The organism is Vibrio olivae, from assembly GCF_042428525.1.
GTDB classification, from domain to species: domain Bacteria; phylum Pseudomonadota; class Gammaproteobacteria; order Enterobacterales; family Vibrionaceae; genus Vibrio; species Vibrio olivae.
Genome location: NZ_JBHMEP010000001.1, coordinates 1,595,779 through 1,616,387, shown reverse-complemented (window position 1 = coordinate 1,616,387; position 20,609 = coordinate 1,595,779). Strand labels below are relative to the sequence as shown.

Annotated in this window: 16 protein-coding genes; 11 read left to right on the top strand and 5 right to left on the bottom strand. The window is 46.4% G+C overall.

The window, feature by feature from the left end:
- Position 1: 1 nt before the first annotated feature.
- The gene (gene sppA / locus ACFFUV_RS07380) at positions 2-1,855 is read right to left on the bottom strand and encodes a signal peptide peptidase SppA (RefSeq protein ID WP_390190857.1); all 1,854 of its coding nucleotides are present in this window, start codon (positions 1,853-1,855) and stop codon (positions 2-4) included.
- Between the two features lie 201 nt (positions 1,856-2,056).
- Between sppA and ACFFUV_RS07375 the strand changes: the two genes are divergently transcribed.
- Positions 2,057-4,060: an oxidoreductase gene (locus ACFFUV_RS07375; RefSeq protein WP_446697909.1), complete on the top strand. Its 2,004-nt coding sequence runs from the start codon at positions 2,057-2,059 to the stop codon at positions 4,058-4,060.
- Positions 4,061-4,116: 56 nt separating this feature from the next.
- Here ACFFUV_RS07375 and purU read toward each other — a convergent pair whose 3' ends face one another.
- Entirely contained in the window at positions 4,117-4,950 is an 834-nt protein-coding gene (gene purU, locus ACFFUV_RS07370; RefSeq protein ID WP_390190853.1) for a formyltetrahydrofolate deformylase, read from the bottom strand.
- 277 nt (positions 4,951-5,227) lie between these two features.
- Here purU and yoaA point away from each other — a divergent pair, with 277 nt between their 5' ends.
- The 7 genes from yoaA to rnd all read left to right on the top strand — a co-directional run bounded on the left by yoaA (position 5,228) and on the right by rnd (position 12,668).
- On the top strand, positions 5,228-7,162 hold the full coding sequence (gene yoaA, locus ACFFUV_RS07365) for a DNA repair helicase YoaA (protein ID WP_390190852.1): 1,935 nt from the start codon (positions 5,228-5,230) through the stop codon (positions 7,160-7,162).
- 7 nt (positions 7,163-7,169) lie between these two features.
- Positions 7,170-7,871 carry a tRNA (adenosine(37)-N6)-threonylcarbamoyltransferase complex dimerization subunit type 1 TsaB gene (gene tsaB / locus ACFFUV_RS07360; protein ID WP_390190850.1) on the top strand — a complete coding sequence of 234 codons (702 nt, stop codon included), beginning with the start codon at positions 7,170-7,172 and terminating at the stop codon, positions 7,869-7,871.
- A 48-nt stretch (positions 7,872-7,919) separates the two neighbouring features.
- The gene (locus ACFFUV_RS07355; RefSeq protein WP_390190847.1) at positions 7,920-8,216 is read left to right on the top strand and encodes a chromosome partitioning protein ParA; all 297 of its coding nucleotides are present in this window, start codon (positions 7,920-7,922) and stop codon (positions 8,214-8,216) included.
- 20 nt (positions 8,217-8,236) lie between these two features.
- On the top strand, positions 8,237-8,797 hold the full coding sequence (locus ACFFUV_RS07350; protein ID WP_390190845.1) for a Slp family lipoprotein: 561 nt from the start codon (positions 8,237-8,239) through the stop codon (positions 8,795-8,797).
- Positions 8,798-9,652: an alpha/beta hydrolase gene (locus ACFFUV_RS07345; RefSeq protein ID WP_390190843.1), complete on the top strand. Its 855-nt coding sequence runs from the start codon at positions 8,798-8,800 to the stop codon at positions 9,650-9,652.
- 117 nt (positions 9,653-9,769) lie between these two features.
- On the top strand, positions 9,770-11,458 hold the full coding sequence (fadD, locus tag ACFFUV_RS07340; protein ID WP_390190841.1) for a long-chain-fatty-acid--CoA ligase FadD: 1,689 nt from the start codon (positions 9,770-9,772) through the stop codon (positions 11,456-11,458).
- Positions 11,459-11,549: 91 nt separating this feature from the next.
- Positions 11,550-12,668 carry a ribonuclease D gene (gene rnd / locus ACFFUV_RS07335; RefSeq protein WP_390190839.1) on the top strand — a complete coding sequence of 373 codons (1,119 nt, stop codon included), beginning with the start codon at positions 11,550-11,552 and terminating at the stop codon, positions 12,666-12,668.
- Positions 12,669-12,728: 60 nt separating this feature from the next.
- Here rnd and ACFFUV_RS07330 read toward each other — a convergent pair whose 3' ends face one another.
- Together ACFFUV_RS07330 and rne are read right to left on the bottom strand one after the other, a co-directional pair.
- On the bottom strand, positions 12,729-14,288 hold the full coding sequence (locus ACFFUV_RS07330; RefSeq protein WP_390190838.1) for a SulP family inorganic anion transporter: 1,560 nt from the start codon (positions 14,286-14,288) through the stop codon (positions 12,729-12,731).
- 287 nt (positions 14,289-14,575) lie between these two features.
- Complete coding sequence (gene rne / locus ACFFUV_RS07325) at positions 14,576-17,614, bottom strand: ribonuclease E (protein WP_390190836.1); 3,039 nt, start codon at positions 17,612-17,614, stop codon at positions 14,576-14,578.
- A gap of 574 nt (positions 17,615-18,188) precedes the next feature.
- Between rne and rluC the strand changes: the two genes are divergently transcribed.
- A complete protein-coding gene (gene rluC / locus ACFFUV_RS07320; protein WP_390190835.1) occupies positions 18,189-19,136 on the top strand; it encodes a 23S rRNA pseudouridine(955/2504/2580) synthase RluC in 948 nt (315 codons plus the stop codon).
- Here the strand turns inward: rluC and ACFFUV_RS07315 are convergent.
- A complete protein-coding gene (locus ACFFUV_RS07315; protein WP_390190834.1) occupies positions 19,133-19,732 on the bottom strand; it encodes a Maf family protein in 600 nt (199 codons plus the stop codon). The two genes, rluC and ACFFUV_RS07315, sit on opposite strands and share 4 nt — an antisense overlap.
- 146 nt (positions 19,733-19,878) lie before the next feature.
- Between ACFFUV_RS07315 and yceD the strand changes: the two genes are divergently transcribed.
- Together yceD and rpmF are read left to right on the top strand one after the other, a co-directional pair.
- Entirely contained in the window at positions 19,879-20,403 is a 525-nt protein-coding gene (gene yceD / locus ACFFUV_RS07310) for a 23S rRNA accumulation protein YceD (RefSeq protein ID WP_390190833.1), read from the top strand.
- A gap of 31 nt (positions 20,404-20,434) precedes the next feature.
- Positions 20,435-20,605, top strand: a complete 171-nt coding sequence (gene rpmF / locus ACFFUV_RS07305) for a 50S ribosomal protein L32 (protein ID WP_014232495.1) — start codon at positions 20,435-20,437, stop codon at positions 20,603-20,605.
- Positions 20,606-20,609 lie beyond the last annotated feature (4 nt).

Genomic DNA, 20,609 nt, shown 5'->3' with positions numbered 1-20,609 from the left:
ACTACTCAACCTGACAAGGCAAACAAAACGCGTACTGTCCCTTAGGGTCGTTAAATTGAGCCAATAAACTTGAGTCTGCGACCAATTGCTTGGCTGCGGGTTGCCAAGCTTCTGGTAGCATTGACGTCATATCGATACCTAGGGCAGCATTGGTTTCAGAGAAGAAGTCTTTAAAGAACTGTTCTGCGGGTGTTAGAGGCTCTTCTACCCAATACAGGTTGTAATCATCAAGCGAGGCTAATTGTGCGGCAGCATCGAGAGCGTCATCGAAGTCACCGATTTGATCAACTAAGCCATATTGCATGGCATCTTGGCCTGTCCATACTCGGCCTTGCGCGACACTATCGACTTTTTCAAGTGACATATCACGGTTCTGGCCGACCAAGCTGATAAAACGGTTGTAACCGTGTTCGATCGCCAACTGGATAGCTTGAGATGCGCCTTCGGTTAACCCTTGAGTGACACCAACGTTTGAAAATGGTGTGGTGCCGACGCCGTCAGTATAAATGCCCAGTTTATTCAGTCCTTTTTCAAATGTGGTAATCACACTAAAGATACCAATCGAACCGGTTAACGTTGTCGGCTGAGCGATGATTTTGTCTGCGCCCATTGAAATCCAGTACCCACCTGATGCCGCAAGGCTCGACATGGAGACAACTACCGGTTTTCCAGCGGCTTTTATTGCCTCAATTTCATTGCGAATGATTTCTGAGGCAAAGGCGCTACCACCTGGGCTATCAACTCGCAAGACGACAGCTTTGACTTTGTCGTCAGTGCGAGCTTGACGCAACAAGGAAGACAATGTGTCGCCACCAATGCGACCACGAGGCTGTTCGCCGTCCATGATGGCACCACTTGCGACAACAACGGCCACATCATCTTCGCTCGAATCAAAGCTTGGATGCATTCGCGACTGATACTTGTAATAGCTGACAGCGTTATAACTGTCCTGACCATCACTACCAAATGCTTCGATCATCGCTTGGCGCACCTCTTGACGGGTGGCTAATTGGTCAACCAGCCCCAATTGCTTCGACAAGGCGCCGACATCACCTTTGACCGATTTAAGCTGCTCCAGAAACTCGTCCATGCTCGGATTTAATACTTGGCTATCGATTTGACGATTGGTGGCCACATCATCGACATAGGCACTCCACATTTGACCAACCCAGCGAGAGGCTGATTGCTTTGCTGGCTCCGACATATCATCGCGGATAAAAGGTTCAATGGCCGATTTATAGGTACCAACTCGGAAGATGTGAGTACTAACATCAAGCTTTTCGAGCAGAGTTTTATAGTATAGGGAATAGGCTTTGTAGCCTTTGAGCATCACTGCGCCATCAGGGGCGAGGAAGATTTTGTCTGCGTAACTCGCCAAATAGTACTGACTTTGGTTATAAAAGTCGCCAGCGGCAAAGACAGGTTTTCCACTGGCTTTAAACTCATTAATCGCTTTAGCAATGTAACGCAGTTTGGTTAAGTTCGTTTCGGGCATATCCTGTAGCGATAAGACGAGACCGGTAATGGTTTTGTCATCTTTGGCTTGGCGAATGGTATTGACGACATCAAATAAGACATTCTCTTTTGGCATTTCTTGCCCAAATAGCGAGCCAGTTACTGAATCGAGCGGATTGACATAAGTAGATTGTTCAACAATAGGGCCAGATAAATTAAGCACTAACGCAGAAGAGGTGGTTGGAACCGCTGGGGTTGGGGATTCAGCAGAGGTATACAGGAAGTAAATCGCTGCAATGCTCGCGAGGAAAATCAGGTTTATTAAAGTAATACGTATAAATGAGATGACTTTCCAAATGCCCTTGAAAATCAGGCCAATTATTTTGAATATTTTTTTCATTCTATCTCCGCTGTAACCATTCCGGTACGCTGTCTTATAAATGGAGCTAAGACCAACTAATCGATGATATCCTACTTAAACAAGTATATTCGAACAATAGGGAGTTGATCGCTGTTACAGAAATGTAAACACTTGTTTGATTTTTGTTTAACCCGACAATATTCTGGTCAGACCATAAATATAAAAATAGCGATGTCTGCCATGTACCCAAATCTACTTCAGCCTTTAGACCTCGGTTTTACCCAATTGAAAAACCGCGTTCTGATGGGCTCTATGCACACTGGTTTAGAAGAAGACAAAGCAGGTCTTCACAAGCTTGCCGCCTTTTATCAAGAACGAGTTAAAGGTGGTGTTGGCTTGATCGTTACCGGTGGGGTCTCGCCTAATCTGCGTGGACGATTACACCCATTTAGCGCCGAATTTAGTAAGCCTAAGCATGCACAAGCGCATCAAGTTGTGACCGATGCGGTTCATGAGCATGGGGGGAAAATTGCTTTACAACTTTTGCACGCAGGTCGCTATGCGATGCATCCGTTTTCACAAAGTGCATCCGCCATTAAGGCACCGATCGCCCGTTTTGCTCCTAGTGAAATGAGTGTGAGACAAATCAAAAGCACGATTTCTGATTTCGCAAACAGTGCAAAATTGGCGCAAAGTGCTGGTTATGATGGTGTTGAAGTGATGGGCTCTGAAGGGTACTTAATCAACCAGTTTATCTGTAAGCGAACCAACGTGCGTTATGATGAGTGGGGTGGCGAGTACCAAAATCGCATTCGTTTTCCGCTTGAAATTGTCAAGGCCATCCGAGCTGAGGTGGGTGAGCAGTTCATCATTATTTTTCGGTTGTCCATGCTGGATCTGGTGGAAGAAGGTAGCAGTTTTCAAGAGGTGGTTGAGTTAGCCAAGGCACTAGAAAAGGCAGGAGTGACCATCATCAATACGGGGATAGGTTGGCACGAAGCACGTATCCCGACCATTGCAACCCAAGTTCCGCGTGGGGCGTTTAGTTGGGTTACCGAACAAGTCAAACCGCATGTGAATGTTCCTATTGTGACCTGCAACCGTATCAATACACCGGAGGACGCAGAACGTATCTTGGCTTCTGGCCAAGCAGACATGGTATCCATGGCGCGCCCGTTACTGGCTGACCCTCATTTCGTGTTAAAAGCAGAACAGCAGCAGCCGAAGCTGATTAATACTTGTATTGGCTGTAATCAAGCGTGTTTAGATAACGTGTTTAAAGGTCAGCGCGCCACTTGTATGGTGAACCCGTTCGCATGTTACGAAACTGAGCTAACTCTTGAAGCGGCGAGCCAGTCACAAGTTGTCGCTGTCGTTGGTGCGGGACCTGCTGGTCTAGCTTGTGCGACCACATTAGCTGAGCGCGGTTATCAAGTTGATTTATTTGATCGGGCAGATAGGATTGGCGGCCAATTTCGTTTAGCAATGCAAATTCCGGGTAAAGAAGAGTTTCGTGAGACGATTCGTTATTTTGCTAATCGCATCGAGCAAACCGGTGTACGTTTGCATCTCGACACGGAAGTGAACGCTGACATGTTGCGTGATTATGACCACATCGTCATGGCAACAGGCGTGACACCTCGTGAGATTCAAATCGACGGGCTTGAAAACTCACCCAAAGTGATTGATTACCAAACCTTAATCAAGGAGAAAACCCCCGTTGGTGACAAAATTGCGATCATTGGCGCTGGTGGAATTGGCGTGGATGTTGCCAGTATGATCACCGAACCCAACGAGCATCAACTCGATGATTGGTTGTATGAGTGGGGAATAGATAAAACGCTCACTCATCCTGGCGGCTTGTATCCTTACCCAGATGAAGCCAGTGATAAGCAAGTATGGTTACTACAACGTCGCAAAGGGCGTGTGGGGAAAGGGCCAGGTAAAACCACAGGCTGGATTCATAAGCGCACGTTAGAAAAGCGGGGTGTGCATCTATTGGGAGGCGTGGAGTATCAAAAAATCGATCAGCACGGATTGCACCTTGTGCAAAATGGTAAGGCTCAATGCTTAGACGTTGATACAATAGTGATTTGTGCAGGGCAAGAGTCGGTGCGCAGTTTTGAACATCGCTGGGATGAATTTGGCGAGAAGCTACACGTGATTGGCGGTGCGGATTACGCCGGTGAGCTTGACGCAGTGCGTGCCATACGCCAAGGCGTGGAACTTGCGTTGAATTTGTAATTAAAAAGGCCGCGACCTTTCAGGCGGCGGCCTTTCTTTTGTCTCATGATGTCAGATTACAAAATAACGGTTTTGTTGCCTGAAACGAATACATGATCATCAACAACCTTGCTTAACGCTTTGCTTAACACACTTTTTTCTACATCTCGTCCGGCTTGAGCCATGTCAGAGGCACTAAAGTTATGGTCCACAGGGATGACGTCTTGCTTAATGATTGGGCCTTCATCGAGATCGTTGGTCACGAAGTGAGCAGTCGCGCCGATGATTTTAACACCGCGATCGTAAGCTTGCTGATACGGTCTCGCACCGATGAAAGCGGGTAAGAAACTGTGGTGAATATTAATGATTTTGTGGGGATATTGACCAACGAAATCAGCGGTGAGAACACGCATGTATTTTGCGAGCACCAAATAGTCAGCTTGATATTGGTTGATGACATCCAGCATTTTTGCTTCATGTTCTTGGCGGTTTAAGCCTTCATGAGACACAAAGTGGTAGGGAATATCAAAACGTTCGGTTAACTGGCGTAAATTATCGTAATTACCAACTACCGCCGCTACGTCTACATCTAAGCTGCCATCGTATGTCTTCATTAAAATATCGCCAAGGCAATGGGCTTCCTTGGTGACTAAGATAACAATTTTTTTGCGAGCTGAGTCTACCAAACGGCGTGTCGTGCAGGCTGGAAGCGCGTCATCAAGATCGGCGAGAAAGGCGTGATCATTGAATTCACCCTCCAGCTCAGTGCGCATAAAAAACTGGCCAGTCGGGTTGTCTACGAACTCATTGTTATGAATGATGTTGAGTTTGTGTTGGTAACAGATGCTGGTAATTTTTGAAATCAATCCTGGGGCGTCTGTGCAATGAGTGAGTAGTGTTTTCTTTTCCATGGATACGATACTTCCGTGCGCGGTTCTTATTATAAGCTTGGGCTGTATAAGGGTTATTTAGAGTAGCCTTAACAATTAAACTAATATTGCTAAGGTTTCAACACATAATCACAGGTAATCGTTTGCCTGCTTGGTTGTGAGGCAGTCATCCATTGTTAGATGGGTATGATAGCGTATGTTATCGGGTCAAGTTATCGAGTCATGGTTGACAATTGGCATCGCGACTTGTGGCTAAACCTGACATAATTGCCGCTCTATTTTTCATGGTTTGAGTTTGATGATCGAAAAAGTATTCTCTGCGCAGGGGGCATTGGGTAACGCCATTCCGGGCTTTCAGCCTCGCCAAGCGCAAGTTGATATGGCAACCGCCGTCGCTGACGCTATTAAAAACCAAGGCCAAGTTGTGGTAGAAGCTGGGACGGGTACAGGCAAAACGTTTGCGTATCTGGTGCCGGCTTTACTCAGTGGAAAAAAAGTCATCATCAGTACAGGCTCGAAAAACCTTCAAGAGCAGCTTTATCATCGTGATCTTCCTCTGATGACTGACGCTTTAGGTTTTCATGGAAAAGTCTCGCTATTAAAGGGACGGTCCAATTATCTGTGTCTGGACCGTCTCAGTCGTCAGATGGTTGAGAGTCATAATAACAGTGCAGACCCTACGTTACTCAGCCAGTTAGTCAAAGTTCGCGCTTGGACTTCCGAAACCAAAACTGGCGATTTGGGTGAATGTGATGCGATAGCCGAAGACAGCCCGATCATCCCAACCATAACCTCAACCAATGATAATTGCTTAGGAAAAGAGTGTCCGAGTTACACCGATTGCTATGTACTCAAAGCTCGTAAAAAGGCGATGGACGCGGAAGTGGTGGTGGTCAACCACCATCTGTTTTTAGCAGATTTGGCGATCAAGGAAACCGGGTTTGGTGAGCTAATTCCCGAAGCAGATGTGTTCATTTTTGATGAAGCTCATCAGTTACCTGATATTGCGAGTCAATACTTCGGACAATCGGTTTCAAGTCGGCAAATTCAAGAATTGGCCAAAGACATCGAGATCAGCTACCGCACCGAAGCCAAGGACATGCGTCAGCTGCAAAAGATTGCTGAGAAGTTGGTACAGTCGGCCATGGATTTACGCATTATTCTTGGTGATACCGGTTTTCGAGGCAATTGGCGTGATGCGATAGCTTCCCCAACGATTGCTCGGGAGATGGAGCGGCTAACTGAAGCCTTGGATTTTGCCATTGATGTGCTCAAATTAGCGCTAGGTCGTAGCCAACTACTTGATGCGGCTTTTGAACGGGCCAATTTGATTAAGTCGCGGATTGATAGAGTTTGCGATGTCTCCATCACTGGGTATTCGTATTGGTTTGATACGACACCGCGTCACTTTAGCTTACACATTACGCCGCTATCGGTATCGGATAAATTCCACGAGCAAATGGAGATCAAGCAAGGCGCTTGGATATTTACCTCAGCAACCTTAGCGGTCAATGATGACTTTGGGCATTTCACTTCGCGTTTGGGCATTAAACCTGCGAGTCAAATGTCTCTGCCAAGCCCATTTGATTATCAAAACCAAGCTCGGTTGTGTGTCCCACGTTACCTACCTGAACCGAATAGTCAGGGGCTTGCAGACAAATTAGTGCGTATGTTGGCGCCAATTATTGAGCAAAACCAAGGGCGCTGCTTCTTTTTGTGTACGTCACACAGTATGATGCGCGACCTTGGGGAGCGTTTTCGAGAGCAGCTAACTATTCCAGTGTTAATGCAAGGTGAAACCAGCAAACAAAAGACCTTGTCTGAATTTATGGAATTGGGTAATGCGCTGCTGGTGGCAACGGGGGCATTTTGGGAAGGCATCGATGTTAGAGGTGACGCGCTGAGCTGTGTTATTATCGATAAACTGCCCTTTACCGCACCGGATGACCCGCTGCTTAAAGCTCGTATTGAAGATTGTCGTCTGCGTGGCGGTGATCCGTTTGCCCAAGTACAGCTTCCGGATGCAGTCATCACATTAAAGCAAGGCGTAGGACGCCTAATTCGAGACAAAAAGGATTCTGGCGCATTGATTATTTGCGATAACCGATTGGTCACTCGTGAATATGGAGGCATTTTTCTCGCGAGTTTGCCGCCGATTCCGCGTACTCGAGACTTAGAGAATATTAAACAGTTCTTACATACAATTTCACAACCATCAACACAAGAATATTGAGAGTGGCATGAGCGTAAAAATCCTAGCCTTAGATACATCAACAGAGAACTGTTCAGTTGCGCTGTTGATTGATGATCGTATTTATAGTCGTAGTGAGGTTGCTCCTCGAGATCATACAAAAAAAGTATTACCTATGGTCGATGAAGTGCTTAAAGAAGCCGATATCCAACTTAATGATCTTGACGCTTTGGCTTTTGGTCGCGGTCCTGGCAGTTTTACCGGTGTCCGCATTGGTATCGGTATTGCACAAGGTTTAGCGTTTGGTGCCGACTTACCCATGATTGGCGTTTCAACGCTTAAAGCGATGGCGCAAGCCTGCTACCGCGTTTCTGGAGCGACGGATGTCGTGAGCGCGATTGATGCGCGAATGGGTGAGGTATATTGGGGCCGATTTGCTCGTCAAGCGGATGGTCATTGGCAAGAGGTTGACAGCGAAGCCGTGGTTGCCCCGCAAACATTAGTTGACGCAAGCAGTAGTGATGACAAAAACTGGGTCAGCGCGGGTACAGGTTGGCAGACCTACGCCAACGAATTGGCTGCACTCCCGTATACTGTTACCGCAGGTGAGATTGAGTTTCCCGATGCGCAAGATATTGTGCAATTGGCTAAACTTGAATGGGAACAAGGTCATACTGTTTCTGTCGAAGAGTCCAGCCCGGTTTATCTTCGTGATAATGTGACATGGAAAAAATTGCCTGGCCGTGAGTAATTTCCAGCTGAGGTGAGCAATGGGCGTTAATGCGATACTTGGAGTGATATGGTTTCTTTAAATGGATTACCACCGGCGGCGATACCGGGTTCAAATAAAGCCCAGAAATCCACGAATAAGCGTAAATCGCCTGCAAAGACGCCTATTGGTGAGCCGAGTAAAGTTGCGAACGCCGTTGCGAACACGATTCGTCATGTGCAAGAGAGCGACATCCACCGAGCTCAAGTCGAATATGATCTGCCAGAAGGCAGTGGTCGCAGAGCGATGGAAAAGTACATGGATGTGATGAATCAAGCACGCCGGGAGGAACTTACTCAACTTCTCGGCGTCGATATCTATATCTAGATAAAATTTCGAGAGGCGATATGTCGATTCGTGGTATTAGTCGTTATCTGTTGATGATGAGCTCTCTGTTGATGATTTCAGCTTGCGCATCGTTACCCCAAGAGCTTGAAACTCAAAACCCTGCGGTTGTCACTGATTTCCAAACCTGGCAAGCCAACCCGAATGATCAACAAGAAGTTCGTCTTGGTGGCGTCATTGCAAACATTTCTAACCTTAGTGATAAGACACGCCTTGAAATCGTCAATATGCCAATAGGAAACGCGGGTAAGCCTATGCTCAGCCATGAACCCAAAGGGCGTTTTGTGGCTTACGTTCAAGGGTTTCTCGATCCGGTTACCTACAGCGAAGGGCGTTTAATTACGGTACTGGGTGATTCTGCGGGAACCGAGAAGGGGAGTGTCGATAAATACCAGCATCAGTTTCCTGTCGTGAATGCGCGCGCTTATCATTTATGGCGGGTTGAGGAACGCGTCATTATTAATGACATCGACCCTTTCTATCCCTGCTATGGCTTTAATTGCCGTGTTTGGCGTCATCCCATTTCCGGGAACAGTGGTCGAGTGATACAAGAAGTCAAATAAATGCTCGTCGAAAAGCAATACTCTATCGCTTCTGGTCAACTGGCGACGATAGAGTTTGGTGATTGTCAGTCAGCTGAAGTCTCGGTGGTTTTTTTGCACGGCTGGTTGGACAACGCGGCAAGCTTTTTCTCTGTAATGGAGGCGTTGTCAGCGCAGAGTGCCTCAATTTATGGGTGTGCCGTGGATTTTCCCGGGCATGGTCTATCTAGCCCCAAAACACCCCATTCCTATTACCCTTTTCACGATTATATCGACGATATTTTCCAACTTCTGTCCAAAATATCGCCAAATAAGCTGATTTTAGTCGGTCATTCTCTTGGTGCTTTAGTAGCAAGTTGCTATAGTGCCGCCTTTCCTGACCAAGTTGCGGGTTTGGTGCAAATTGAAGGCGCAGGACCACTGTCTGAATCTGCGGAGCATGGTGTGACGCGATTACGGCAAGGTGTGATGAGTCGTCAACGGCTACGACGGAAACCAGTACGCTATTTTTCATCGTTAGAGCACATGATTGAACGTCGTGCGCAAATTAATGATCTGCCCAAGCCGCTTATTGAACCGATTGTCGCTCGAGGCGCTTTGCAGGAAGAATCAGGTTGGCGTTGGCGCCACGATATTGCATTGCAAGCGGACTCTTTGTATCGCATGTCCGATGCGCAGGCGGCCGAAATTAATTCGGCCATCTCCTGCCCAAATTTAATTATTCTCGGCGATCAAGGCTATCCGCATCTGAGAAAAAAAGCTCAGGCGAAGGAATGTTTTGGTGAAGTGATGACGGTCAAAGGTGGTCATCATTGCCATTTACAGCAGCCATTTAGAGTTTCTAGTCTAATCTTTGGCTTGGTTAACAAAATTTAAACAAGTGTTTGAGTGTTTCGTGCTCATGCACTCGGGCTATGGTGTAATTAGCCTGTTAATAATAAGCGCGCAAAGCGCAATATGGCGAACCCTTTGCCTATGACGAGGAGTATTACTGTGGAGAAACCTTGGTTATCACGTTATCCAAGTGACGTACCTGAAATGATCGATCCCGATCAGTACCCATCTTTAGTCGAGATGTTTGAACAGTCGGTACATAAGTTTGCTGACCAGCCGGCGTTCATCAATATGGGCACGGTAATGACTTATCGTAAGCTAGAAGAGCGCAGCCGCGCTTTTGCCGCCTATCTGCAGAATGAACTTAAACTTAAAAAGGGTGATCGTGTTGCCCTGATGATGCCGAATTTACTTCAATACCCTGTGGCGCTATTTGGGGTATTGCGTGCAGGCTTGATTGCCGTCAATGTTAACCCGCTTTACACACCGCGTGAGCTCGAGCACCAACTTAATGACGCCAGTGCAACCGCGATCGTCATTGTTTCAAATTTTGCCAATACACTTGAGCAAATTGTCGAAAATACGCAAGTTAAACATGTTGTATTAACGAGTCTTGGGCAAATGCTGCCGCGGGCGAAAGGCACGGTGATCGACTTTGTCGTCAAATATATTAAAGGCATGGTTCCTAAATATGATTTGCCTGGGGCTATTTCAATGCGAAAAGCGATTCGCAAAGGGCGTAGGCTACAATATGTGAAGCCCTTTATGTCGGGTGAAGACATTGCCTTTTTGCAATACACCGGGGGCACGACTGGCGTAGCGAAAGGCGCTATTCTCACTCACCGCAATATGATTGCTAACGTGCTTCAAGCGAAAGGTGCGTACGGACCAGTGCTCTCTGAGGGGCGTGAAATGGTGGTTACTGCACTGCCGCTGTATCATGTGTTTGCATTGACCGTAAACTGCTTGCTGTTTATTGAAATGGGCGCTCGCAACTTATTGATTACCAACCCTCGTGATATTCCTGGGTTTGTCAAAGAGCTACAAAATAACGACTTCACCGCAATCACTGGGGTGAACACATTGTTCAATGCTCTCGTCCATAATGAAGATTTCCATGAGTTAGATTTCAGTAATCTCAAACTGTCAGTCGGTGGGGGGATGGCTGTGCAACGTGGTGTCGCTGAACAATGGAAAAAGGTGACGGGCATTCATCTATTGGAAGGCTATGGTCTAACCGAGTGTGCGCCTTTAGTGACTGGCAACCCGTATGATTTAACCGATTATACTGGAGCGATTGGCTTGCCTGTGCCTTCTACCGAGGTTCGTATTGTCGATGACGAAGGTAAAGTGTTAGCGAATAGCGAAATCGGGGAGCTTCAAGTTCGAGGGCCACAAGTGATGCAGGGGTATTGGCAGCGTCCCGAAGCGACGCGTGAAGTTATCGATCATGATGGCTGGCTGTCAACCGGCGACATCGTTAAGTTTGATGATCAAGGTCTATTGCATATCGTTGACCGCAAGAAAGACATGATTTTAGTCTCAGGGTTTAATGTTTATCCTAATGAAATCGAAGACGTTGTAGCGCTACATGGTAAAGTTCTGGAAGTGGCTGCCATTGGCCAGCCGCACGATGTTTCAGGTGAAGTGGTCAAAATTTACGTGGTGAAACGCGACCCAAGTTTGACGAAAGATGAGATCATTACTCACTGTCGTCAACACTTAACGGGTTACAAAGTACCTAAACTTATCGAATTTAAAGAAGAACTGCCCAAAACTAACGTGGGTAAAATCTTGCGCCGTGTGTTGCGTGAAGAAAACGATGAGAAACTTAAACAGGCAAGTTGAAGCACGAGAAAGCCTGATTGAATAGTGTTAAGATGCCGACATAACTCGTCGGCATCTTTGTTTTTGCTGACTCAGAAACAGAGAGAGATAAGTGAACTATCAAATTATTACTCAAGAGTCCGACCTGCAACGCGTATGCCACGCGGCGCGTGGTAAAAATGCCATCGCTCTGGATACCGAGTTTGTACGCACACGTACTTTTTATCCGCAACTCGGCCTGATTCAGCTCTATGATGGCGAAAATGTGTCGTTGATCGATCCTTTAGAGATTGCCGACATGTCACCCTTTGTTGAACTACTTGAAGACACGAATGTGATCAAAGTACTGCATGCATGCGGTGAAGATTTGGAAGTGTTTAAACACAGTTTCAGCGCAGTTCCTAAGCCCATGCTCGACACGCAAATTATGGCGGCATTTCTTGGTCAAGGGTTATCAACGGGGTTTGCCAGTTTAGTGAACAGTTATCTTGATATTGAATTAGATAAAAGTGAGTCACGAACGGATTGGCTTGCTCGTCCACTGAGTGTAAAACAGCTTGAGTACGCAGCAGCGGATGTTTATTACTTGCTACCCATCTTTGGGTTTTTGTTCAAACAGGTGAGTGAGGCGGGTTGGTTAGAGGCGTCAATGCAAGAAAGCCAGCGCATGATTGATAAACGCGATGTTCAGCCTGAGCCAGAAAAAGCGTATCTTGATATTAAAGGAGCATGGCAGTTAAAACCGAAACAACTTGCTGTGCTTAAGCCATTAGCGGAATGGCGTTATCGAGAAGCGGTGCGTCGTGATTTGGCGTTGAACTTTGTATTTCGTGAGAATGAGCTACTGACCATTGCTCGCCATGGATTACAAACAAAGCAGGCCATGGAGCAAGAGGGGTTAGATGGACGAGCCATTAACCGCCATAGCGCGAAACTCATCAGTCTGGTTAAGCAGGCGAAACAAACACCTGAATCAGACTACCCAGAGAAGATAGAGCGTTTAATGGACCTGCCAGGCTATAAGCAGATGATGGCTAAGCTCAAAGAGCAAGTGGTTGCAGTTTCGAAAGAGACAGGATTAGCCACAGAGTTTTTGGCGTCGAAAAAGCAATTGAATCAATTTATTCAGTGGAGCTGGAAGCTTGACCAAAACACTCAACAGATGCCGGACGTGATGCAAGGCTGGCGGGCATCATTGCTTGGCCCTAAACTGATGAGTTGCATTGCTTAGTTATTGAAACCAATAAAAAAGGCTTCCCAGTGGAAGCCTTTTTTTTGCACTAAACGTTATTTAGCCAGCAAGAATATCGGTTGCCACTTTGTAGCTTGGATCTTCTTTTACGTTAATTTCAACTAAGCTACCTGCTTTATCGAGTAACGCACGGCAATCTTGGCTTAGGTGACGAAGATGAAGTGTTTTACCCAGTGCGGTATAACGCTCAGCCAAGGTTTCAATCGCTTCGATGGCCGAGTGATCAGCAACACGTGAGTTTGCGAAATCCACGATCACATCTTGTGGATCGTTTTGAGCATCAAACAGCTCCAAGAAGTTAGCGGCAGAGCCAAAGAAAATTGGGCCGTTAATCTTGTAGACCTTGCTACCTTCTTCATCCAAATTGCTGCTCGCATAAATATGTTTTGCATGTTCCCAAGCAAACATCAGGGCGGAGACAATCACGCCGACGGCGACCGCAATCGCGAGATCCGTCATGACGGTAACTACGGTTACTAACACAATGACGAAAAAGTCTTGCTTTGGTACGCGGCGTGCCAGTTTAAATGTGGCCCATTCAAAGGTACCAATAACCACCATGAACATTACGCCAACGAGTGCCGCGAGTGGAATCATTTCAATCAGCGCTGAAGCAAATAAGATGAATACCAGCAGCATCACGGCTGCCACAACACCTGATAAGCGTCCACGACCACCAGAGTTCACGTTGATCATAGACTGGCCAATCATCGCACAGCCACCCATGGCACCAAACATTGAACAGGTGACGTTTGCTAAACCTTGGCCAACACATTCACGGTTCGATTGACCACGAGTGTTCGTCATTTCATCCAACACCGTCAACGTTAACAGAGACTCAATCAAACCGATCGCAGCGAGAATCACAGCATAAGGCAGCACGATTTGTAGTGTTTCCCAGCTAAAAGGAACGTCAGGCATAGCAAATGTCGGCAAGGTACCCGCAAGGGTTGCGTTCATATCACCCGACATTGTACGCAGGAAATCGACCACCGTACGCGTTTCCAGATTAAGACCTTGAACTAATAGGGTGACGAAGACAATAGCAACCAAGGAGGATGGCACCGCAGTGGTTAGCTTGGGTAAAAAGTGAATAATCGCCATGGTCAGCGCAACTAAGCCAAGCATTAGCATCATTTGATCTTGTGGTAGCCATGCCAATGTGCCATCTAAAGTTGGAACTTTAAACTGACCGAGTTGGGCTAGGAAAATCACAATGGCTAAGCCATTTACAAAGCCTATCATCACAGGGTGTGGCACCATGCGAATAAATTTACCGAGCTTGAATAGACCGGCGGTGATTTGCAGTAAACCGGCGAGCAAAATCGTTGCAAACAGGTATTGGATCCCATGTTCTGCGACCAAGCTAACCATCACAACGGCCATTGCGCCAGTTGCACCAGAAATCATGCCTGGGCGTCCACCAAAAATAGCGGTCACCAAACCAACGATAAATGCTGCGTAAAGCCCCACCATAGGGTCGACGCCAGCAACAAAAGCAAAAGCAACGGCCTCAGGAACCAGCGCAAGCGCGACAGTCAGACCTGAAAGCACGTCGTTTTTGACTGAATGTTTAGAAAATTGAGGGAATTCAAACATAGGTGTTTAGTATCAGCCTTATAAGTAAAAAGGGTCTGAATAGGAGTTTGGACCATTACCGAAAAATGTTGTACCCACTTGTGCTATTTAGTGCAAAAACGCGATAACAACAAAAGGATAAAAGGGGACGGTAATTTAAAAACTCACTCTCAGAGCGAGAGGCGGATGCTACAGAAAAGTGTGATTTAGTTCAATATTGAACTAAATTTCATCAGCTTTTTGTGAGCAAAGTGTTACTAGAGAATAAAAAAACAGCCCCGAAGGAGCTGCTTTTAATCCGAGACTGTTTAGTCACTGGTTTTGGCCATCACCGCGCCAGCCTGGCTAGTTGCGAACTGACTGCCTGCGCCACGAGAGGCATAGCGCTGTGAACGGAACTCGGCGGCAACAATTGTAATCTCTTTGAGTTCATTGTTGCCTGGTGCTTTGGCCATTGGTGCAGCAGCGTGCCCCTTGAAGGCTGGTTTGCTTACTACCGCAGGCTCTGGCTGATTGCTCGCGACCACGTCCTCTTGCTTCGATTCTGTTGTCTCGACCACGTCCGCTTGAGTTTCAATCGCTTGTACGATTGGCGCTGGTTCACCATCTGCTAATAAAGCAGGCTCAGCTTCCTGACCTTGAGGTTCTGCCTGTTCAGCAACACTCACTTCAGCTGGAATCGGAGTATCGTTAACCTGAACTTCTGTCGTTACCGGCGCTTCAGACACCGCTTGTTGTTGAGCCGTGTCCAATGTTTGTGGCTCAGTCACCGGTGCTTCAATCACTTTTTGGCTTGGGATAATCACTTTACCCATCGCCATTTCTGGACAAGCAACACCACCAACCATGGCTACGGGTGTTTCGTTTTGCGACGCTTTCTTCTCAGGCTTTTTCGCTAGGTCGTAACGCGGCATCACTTTACCCATTGCCATTTCTGGAGAGGCAACACCGCCTTTACGCAGACGGAAAGGATTTGGACGGCGGTCGCGGCCACGACGACGACGTTGACCACTTGCTCGTAAATGGCGAGGGGAGCGGCGGTTACGACGTTGTTTGCTTGTTTCTTGGCTAGCCTCTTCTGTCGCTTGCTCAGTCGTTTGAGCTTGTTCAACAACGGCTTCAGCTTGAACTTCCTGTTGAGCTGCTTGCTCTTGGCTCTGTATACGCACTTGTTTGGTCAATTTACGCTGTTGACGGCGTTCTTTGACTTTTACGGTTTTCTCTTCCGCTTTTGCCGGCTTATCTGCAGCTTTCGGTTTGTCTTTAACCTGAGCTTCAGCCGCAAGTTTTAGACCTTCCTCAGCTACTTTGCTCGCTTTTGCATCATCATTGCGCTTGTTGCGACGATCTTGCTGTTTCTTGCGATTTTGCTGTTTATTGCTGTTGGCTTTCTCCGCAACATTTTTCTCATCTTGAGCGTTTTCATTACGTGCTTTTTGCGGCTTGTCACGATTGTTATCGCGCTTGCTGTTGTCACGGTTATTACGACGCTGTTGATTATTGTTGCGACGATTGCGGTTGTTGTTGCGATTTTGACTGTCTGTTGATTTCTCTTCAGTTGTCGTTTCTTTGCTGACTTCCGCTTTCTCTGCTTCAGCAGGATCCGCAAACATTTTTCCAAGTGCTTTAAATAAGCGGCCAAACAATCCTGTCTTGCTCTCGGTTGTTTGTGTTTGTTCTGCTGCAGGCGTGCTTGCTTCTGCTTTGACTGGTGCAGACGGCGCTGGTGCCGACTGTGCTGGCGCAGCAAAGCCTTTTAAAACGGGCTCTTCAAGACGCTTTGGACGACCTTCGTTGTCTGAGCTGTCTTTACCTTCGACCTCTTTCATTTCCTCAATACGTTGTGGTAGGAGGTAAGAAAGGAGATCAAACTCTTCGCCCTCACGAATACGGATCACATCGAAATGTGGTGTTTCCATATCGGAATTTGGAACGACTGTAATCTTCACATCTTGAATACGTTCGATGTGATTAACCGAGCGGCGTTTCTCATTGAGCAGGTATGAGGCAATTGGCACCGGCACAACCGCTAAAACTTGAGCTGTGTTGTCTTTCAGCGCTTCTTCTTCGATGAGACGTAAAACTGACAGCGCAAGTGATTCGTTGTCACGAACAACCCCAGTACCTGTACAACGAGGACAAATATGATGGCTTGCTTCTGCCAATGATGGGCTTAAGCGTTGGCGAGACATTTCGAGCAGGCCAAAGCGAGAAATTCGCCCAATCTGCACGCGAGCACGGTCTAAACGAACGGCTTCACGTAAGCGGTTTTCGACTTCACGTTGATGGCGTACTGGTGTCATATCGATAAAGTCGATCACAACCAAGCCACCTAGGTCACGTAGACGTAATTGGCGTGCAATTTCATCTGCTGCTTCAAGGTTGGTATTAAGGGCTGTTTCCTCGATGTCCCCGCCTTTTGTTGCACGTGCCGAGTTGATATCGATTGATGTCAATGCTTCAGTTGGGTCGATAACAATCGAACCACCAGAAGGCAGACGCACTTCGCGTTGGAAGGCGGATTCAATTTGACTTTCAATTTGATAATGACTGAACAGCGGGACTTCACCATCGTACTTTTTGACTCGATTAACAAAGTCAGGGCGAACTAAGCTGATGTGCTCAAGTGCGCGCTCATAGATGGTATTACTGTCGATAAGAATCTCACCGATATCGCGACGCAAGTAGTCACGAATAGCTCGCACGATGACATTGCTTTCTTGGTGAATCAGGAATGGCGCCGGATTTGAGTCGGCAGCTTCTTTGATCGCACCCCAGTGGTTAAGCAGGACGTTTAAATCCCACTCAAGCTCTTCAGCACTCTTACCCACGCCCGCAGTACGAACGATTAAGCCCATACCTTGTGGCAATTCTAGTGTGCTTAGTGCTGCTTTAAGTTGAGTGCGTTCATCACCTTCGATACGGCGTGAAATGCCGCCCGCACGAGGATTGTTTGGCATAAGGACTAAGTAACTGCCCGCTAAAGAGATGAACGTCGTTAGTGCAGCGCCTTTGCTGCCACGTTCTTCTTTTTCAACTTGAACAATGACTTCTTGACCTTCGCTCAACACCTCTTTGATGCTAGGACGACCTTGATATGTATAACCTTGAGGGAAGTATTCACGGGCAATTTCTTTAAGAGGAAGGAAACCGTGTCTTTCTGCGCCGTAATCGACAAATGCCGCTTCTAGACTTGGTTCAATGCGAGTGATACGTCCTTTGTAAATATTCGCTTTCTTTGATTCGTGACCAGGGCTTTCGATATCTAGATCGAAAAGCTTTTGGCCGTCGACCAAAGCAACACGCAACTCTTCTTTTTGAGTTGCGTTTATCAACATTCTTTTCATTTAAAATCTCGTTATATTTCTTCGTTTTATGTTTTTGCTGCTTGTGTCGCGTTCACGGTGCCAGATCCCATGGCTTTATCGGTACAGCCTCCCGGCTGGAGGGATGCTCTTGGGGCACTTCAGTCTTCACAAGCGTAACGTTTGCTTGTGAACCGCAATCGGCGGAAAATACTCTTAATCATGAATACGCGATGAGTAGGGCAACAAACAACCAACAACTGAAATGTCTTACGCCATATGCGGCATTCAAAGTTATCAGTAAAAATACTCATTATTTTGCTCAAAAACGCTTCACTTTTTATTAAATGCAAGTAAAGCATCCATTGCAGGTGTGAACTATAGCAGTACCCGTTACAGTCAGCAATCTGCATTGTTCTCTATCTTAAAAAAAAGTCAATTTCATGTTTTTTAAGTTTCTGTTTTAAAATTATTTTTAGTGGAAAATTCGAGTTTTAAATCTAAGTTGGTGAAAATGTGTTCGTATTAATTGTCAGTTCACATCAAACTGAGAAAACAACAGCCCTTAAAACGATAAAATGTGAAATCACGCAGCGGTGGATGGTAGAATAGCGTCATGAGTGAAATTAGAACCCAAGTCCAGTTCGTCGATATTGACGCTGATATGGCTGGCCAGCGAGTTGACAACTTTTTGCGCAACCAGTTGAAAAGTATACCCAAGAGCATGATTTATCGAATCTTGCGCAAGGGGGAAGTGCGGGTGAATAAAAAGCGCGTCAAGGCAGAATATAAGCTTCAGTCTGGTGACGTGGTAAGAATTCCCCCGGTAACCGTAACCGAAAAATCCCAAGAGGACGTCGCGCCGAGTACAAAGCTGAACAAGGTGGCGGAACTTGAGAGTAAAATCATTTATGAAGATGAGCATTTATTGGTTTTAAATAAACCGTCGGGCACTGCGGTGCATGGCGGAAGTGGTTTAAAATTTGGCGCTATTGAAGCCCTAAGAGCTCTAAGGCCTGACGCTCGTTTCTTGGAACTGGTACATCGTATTGACCGGGATACTTCAGGTATTTTGTTGGTCGCTAAAAAACGCTCCGCGCTGCGTCACTTACAAGCACAATTTCGTGATAAGACGGTCAATAAATACTACTTCGCTTTGGTGATGGGGAAGTGGAAGCCGAGTTGCAAAGTGATTAATGCACCGCTGCTGAAAAATGAAGTGAACAGTATTGTTCGAGTGAACCCCAAAGGTAAGCCTTCTGAAACTCGGTTTAAGATTCTTGAGTCATTTGAGCAAGCGACATTTATTCAAGCAAGCCCTATTACTGGTCGGACACACCAAATTCGTGTACACACTCAGTTTGCCGGGCATCCGATTGCTTGGGATGATCGTTATGGTGATCGACGCTTTGATGCTTACACCGGAAAAGTAGGACTTGATCGGCTATTTCTTCACGCGGCGAATATTCGATTTGTTCACCCTAAGAGTGAACAACCGATGGAAATTAATGCGCCTATGGAGCTGAAACTTGAGCAAGTGCTCGCTGGTTTGAGAGATGCTTAAACTAGGTTGTCGGTGGTGAGTACCTCGACGCCTTGCTTTTCCAAGAGATGGATTAAATCGATCAAAGGTAAGCCAATCAAGGTGTTGGGGTCTTTACCCTCTAAGCGTTCAAATAAGGCAATGCCGAGTCCTTCACTTTTAAAGCTGCCTGCACAATAAAATGGCTGTTCTTTGTCAACATAATGTTCAATAGCTTGCTGACTGAGGGTTTTGAAGTGTACAACAAACGTGTCTAGACAAACGTCGGTTTCACCTGTTGTGGTGTTGTGCAGCGCGAGGCCAGTGTAGAAAGTGATGGATTGACCACTTTGCTCTGAGAGCTGTTTTATTGCGTTCTCGCGCGTTAACGGTTTACCGATGATTTGACCATTAATGACACACACTTGATCACTGCCAATGACTAAGCAGCCTGTTGGTTGCTGACAAGACTGGGCTTTGGTTTGTGCCAAACGCATCACCAGTTGTTGTGGTGTTTCATTCATCAATGGCGTTTCATCGCAATCGGGCTTAGCGCAACTAAAAGGCAGCGTTAATTTCTCTAGTAAGCTTTTACGAAATGGCGATGTTGAGGCTAAAACAAGTTGGTATTGAGGCATTTTTAGTTACAATCGTCTTAAATTTGGCTAAGCATAAACGATCACTTTTTGATTACGCCAGACATGGTTGGCAAAAGGAAAAAAACTCTAAGTTTTTCACCTTTTTCTTTGACTCAAATAGAATTGGAAGATAGAATTCGCGCCCTATGCAAAAGGTAAAAATACCGCGAACGGTTGATCCCGGCCGCGCTGCGCAAAAGCGACTTGATTATGATGGTATCATTCAAGCTAGCTTGCTGAAGCGCTTACAGGACTCGGTCGAAGGCGTTAAACGCGACGCTCAAGTGCAATTGTCATTTGGGTTAGATGAACAGCAGCTCGTTGTTATCTCTGGTAAAGCTAACATCGAAGTTGATTTAGAGTGTCAACGCTGTAATGAAACTTTCGCACATGAGTGCGACGTCCAATTTACTTACACGCCAAATAAAGGTGCAAAGAGTGAAGAGGAAGCCCCGGAAGAGTACGATTTGGTAGATCTGAACGAGTACGGTGAAGTGGATTTAATACAGTTGATTGAAGACGAGTTCATTCTAAACTTACCCCAAATCCCAATGCATGATGAAGCGGATTGTAGCGTTGATTCAGATAACATGGTGTTTGGCGAACTTCCTGAAGAAGTTGTAGAAGAGAAGCCAAATCCATTTGATGTTTTAAAAAGCTTGAAGAAGTAATTTTTTAAGTTCTTACATAGGAGTAGGGTCCATGGCCGTACAAAAAAACCGTAAAACCCGTTCTAAGCGTGGTATGCGTCGTTCACACGATGCGTTAACTACAGCAGCTCTATCTGTTGATGCAACGTCAGGTGAAACTCACCTACGTCACAACGTGACTGCTGAAGGTTACTACCGCGGCAAGAAGGTTATCAACAAGTAAGGTT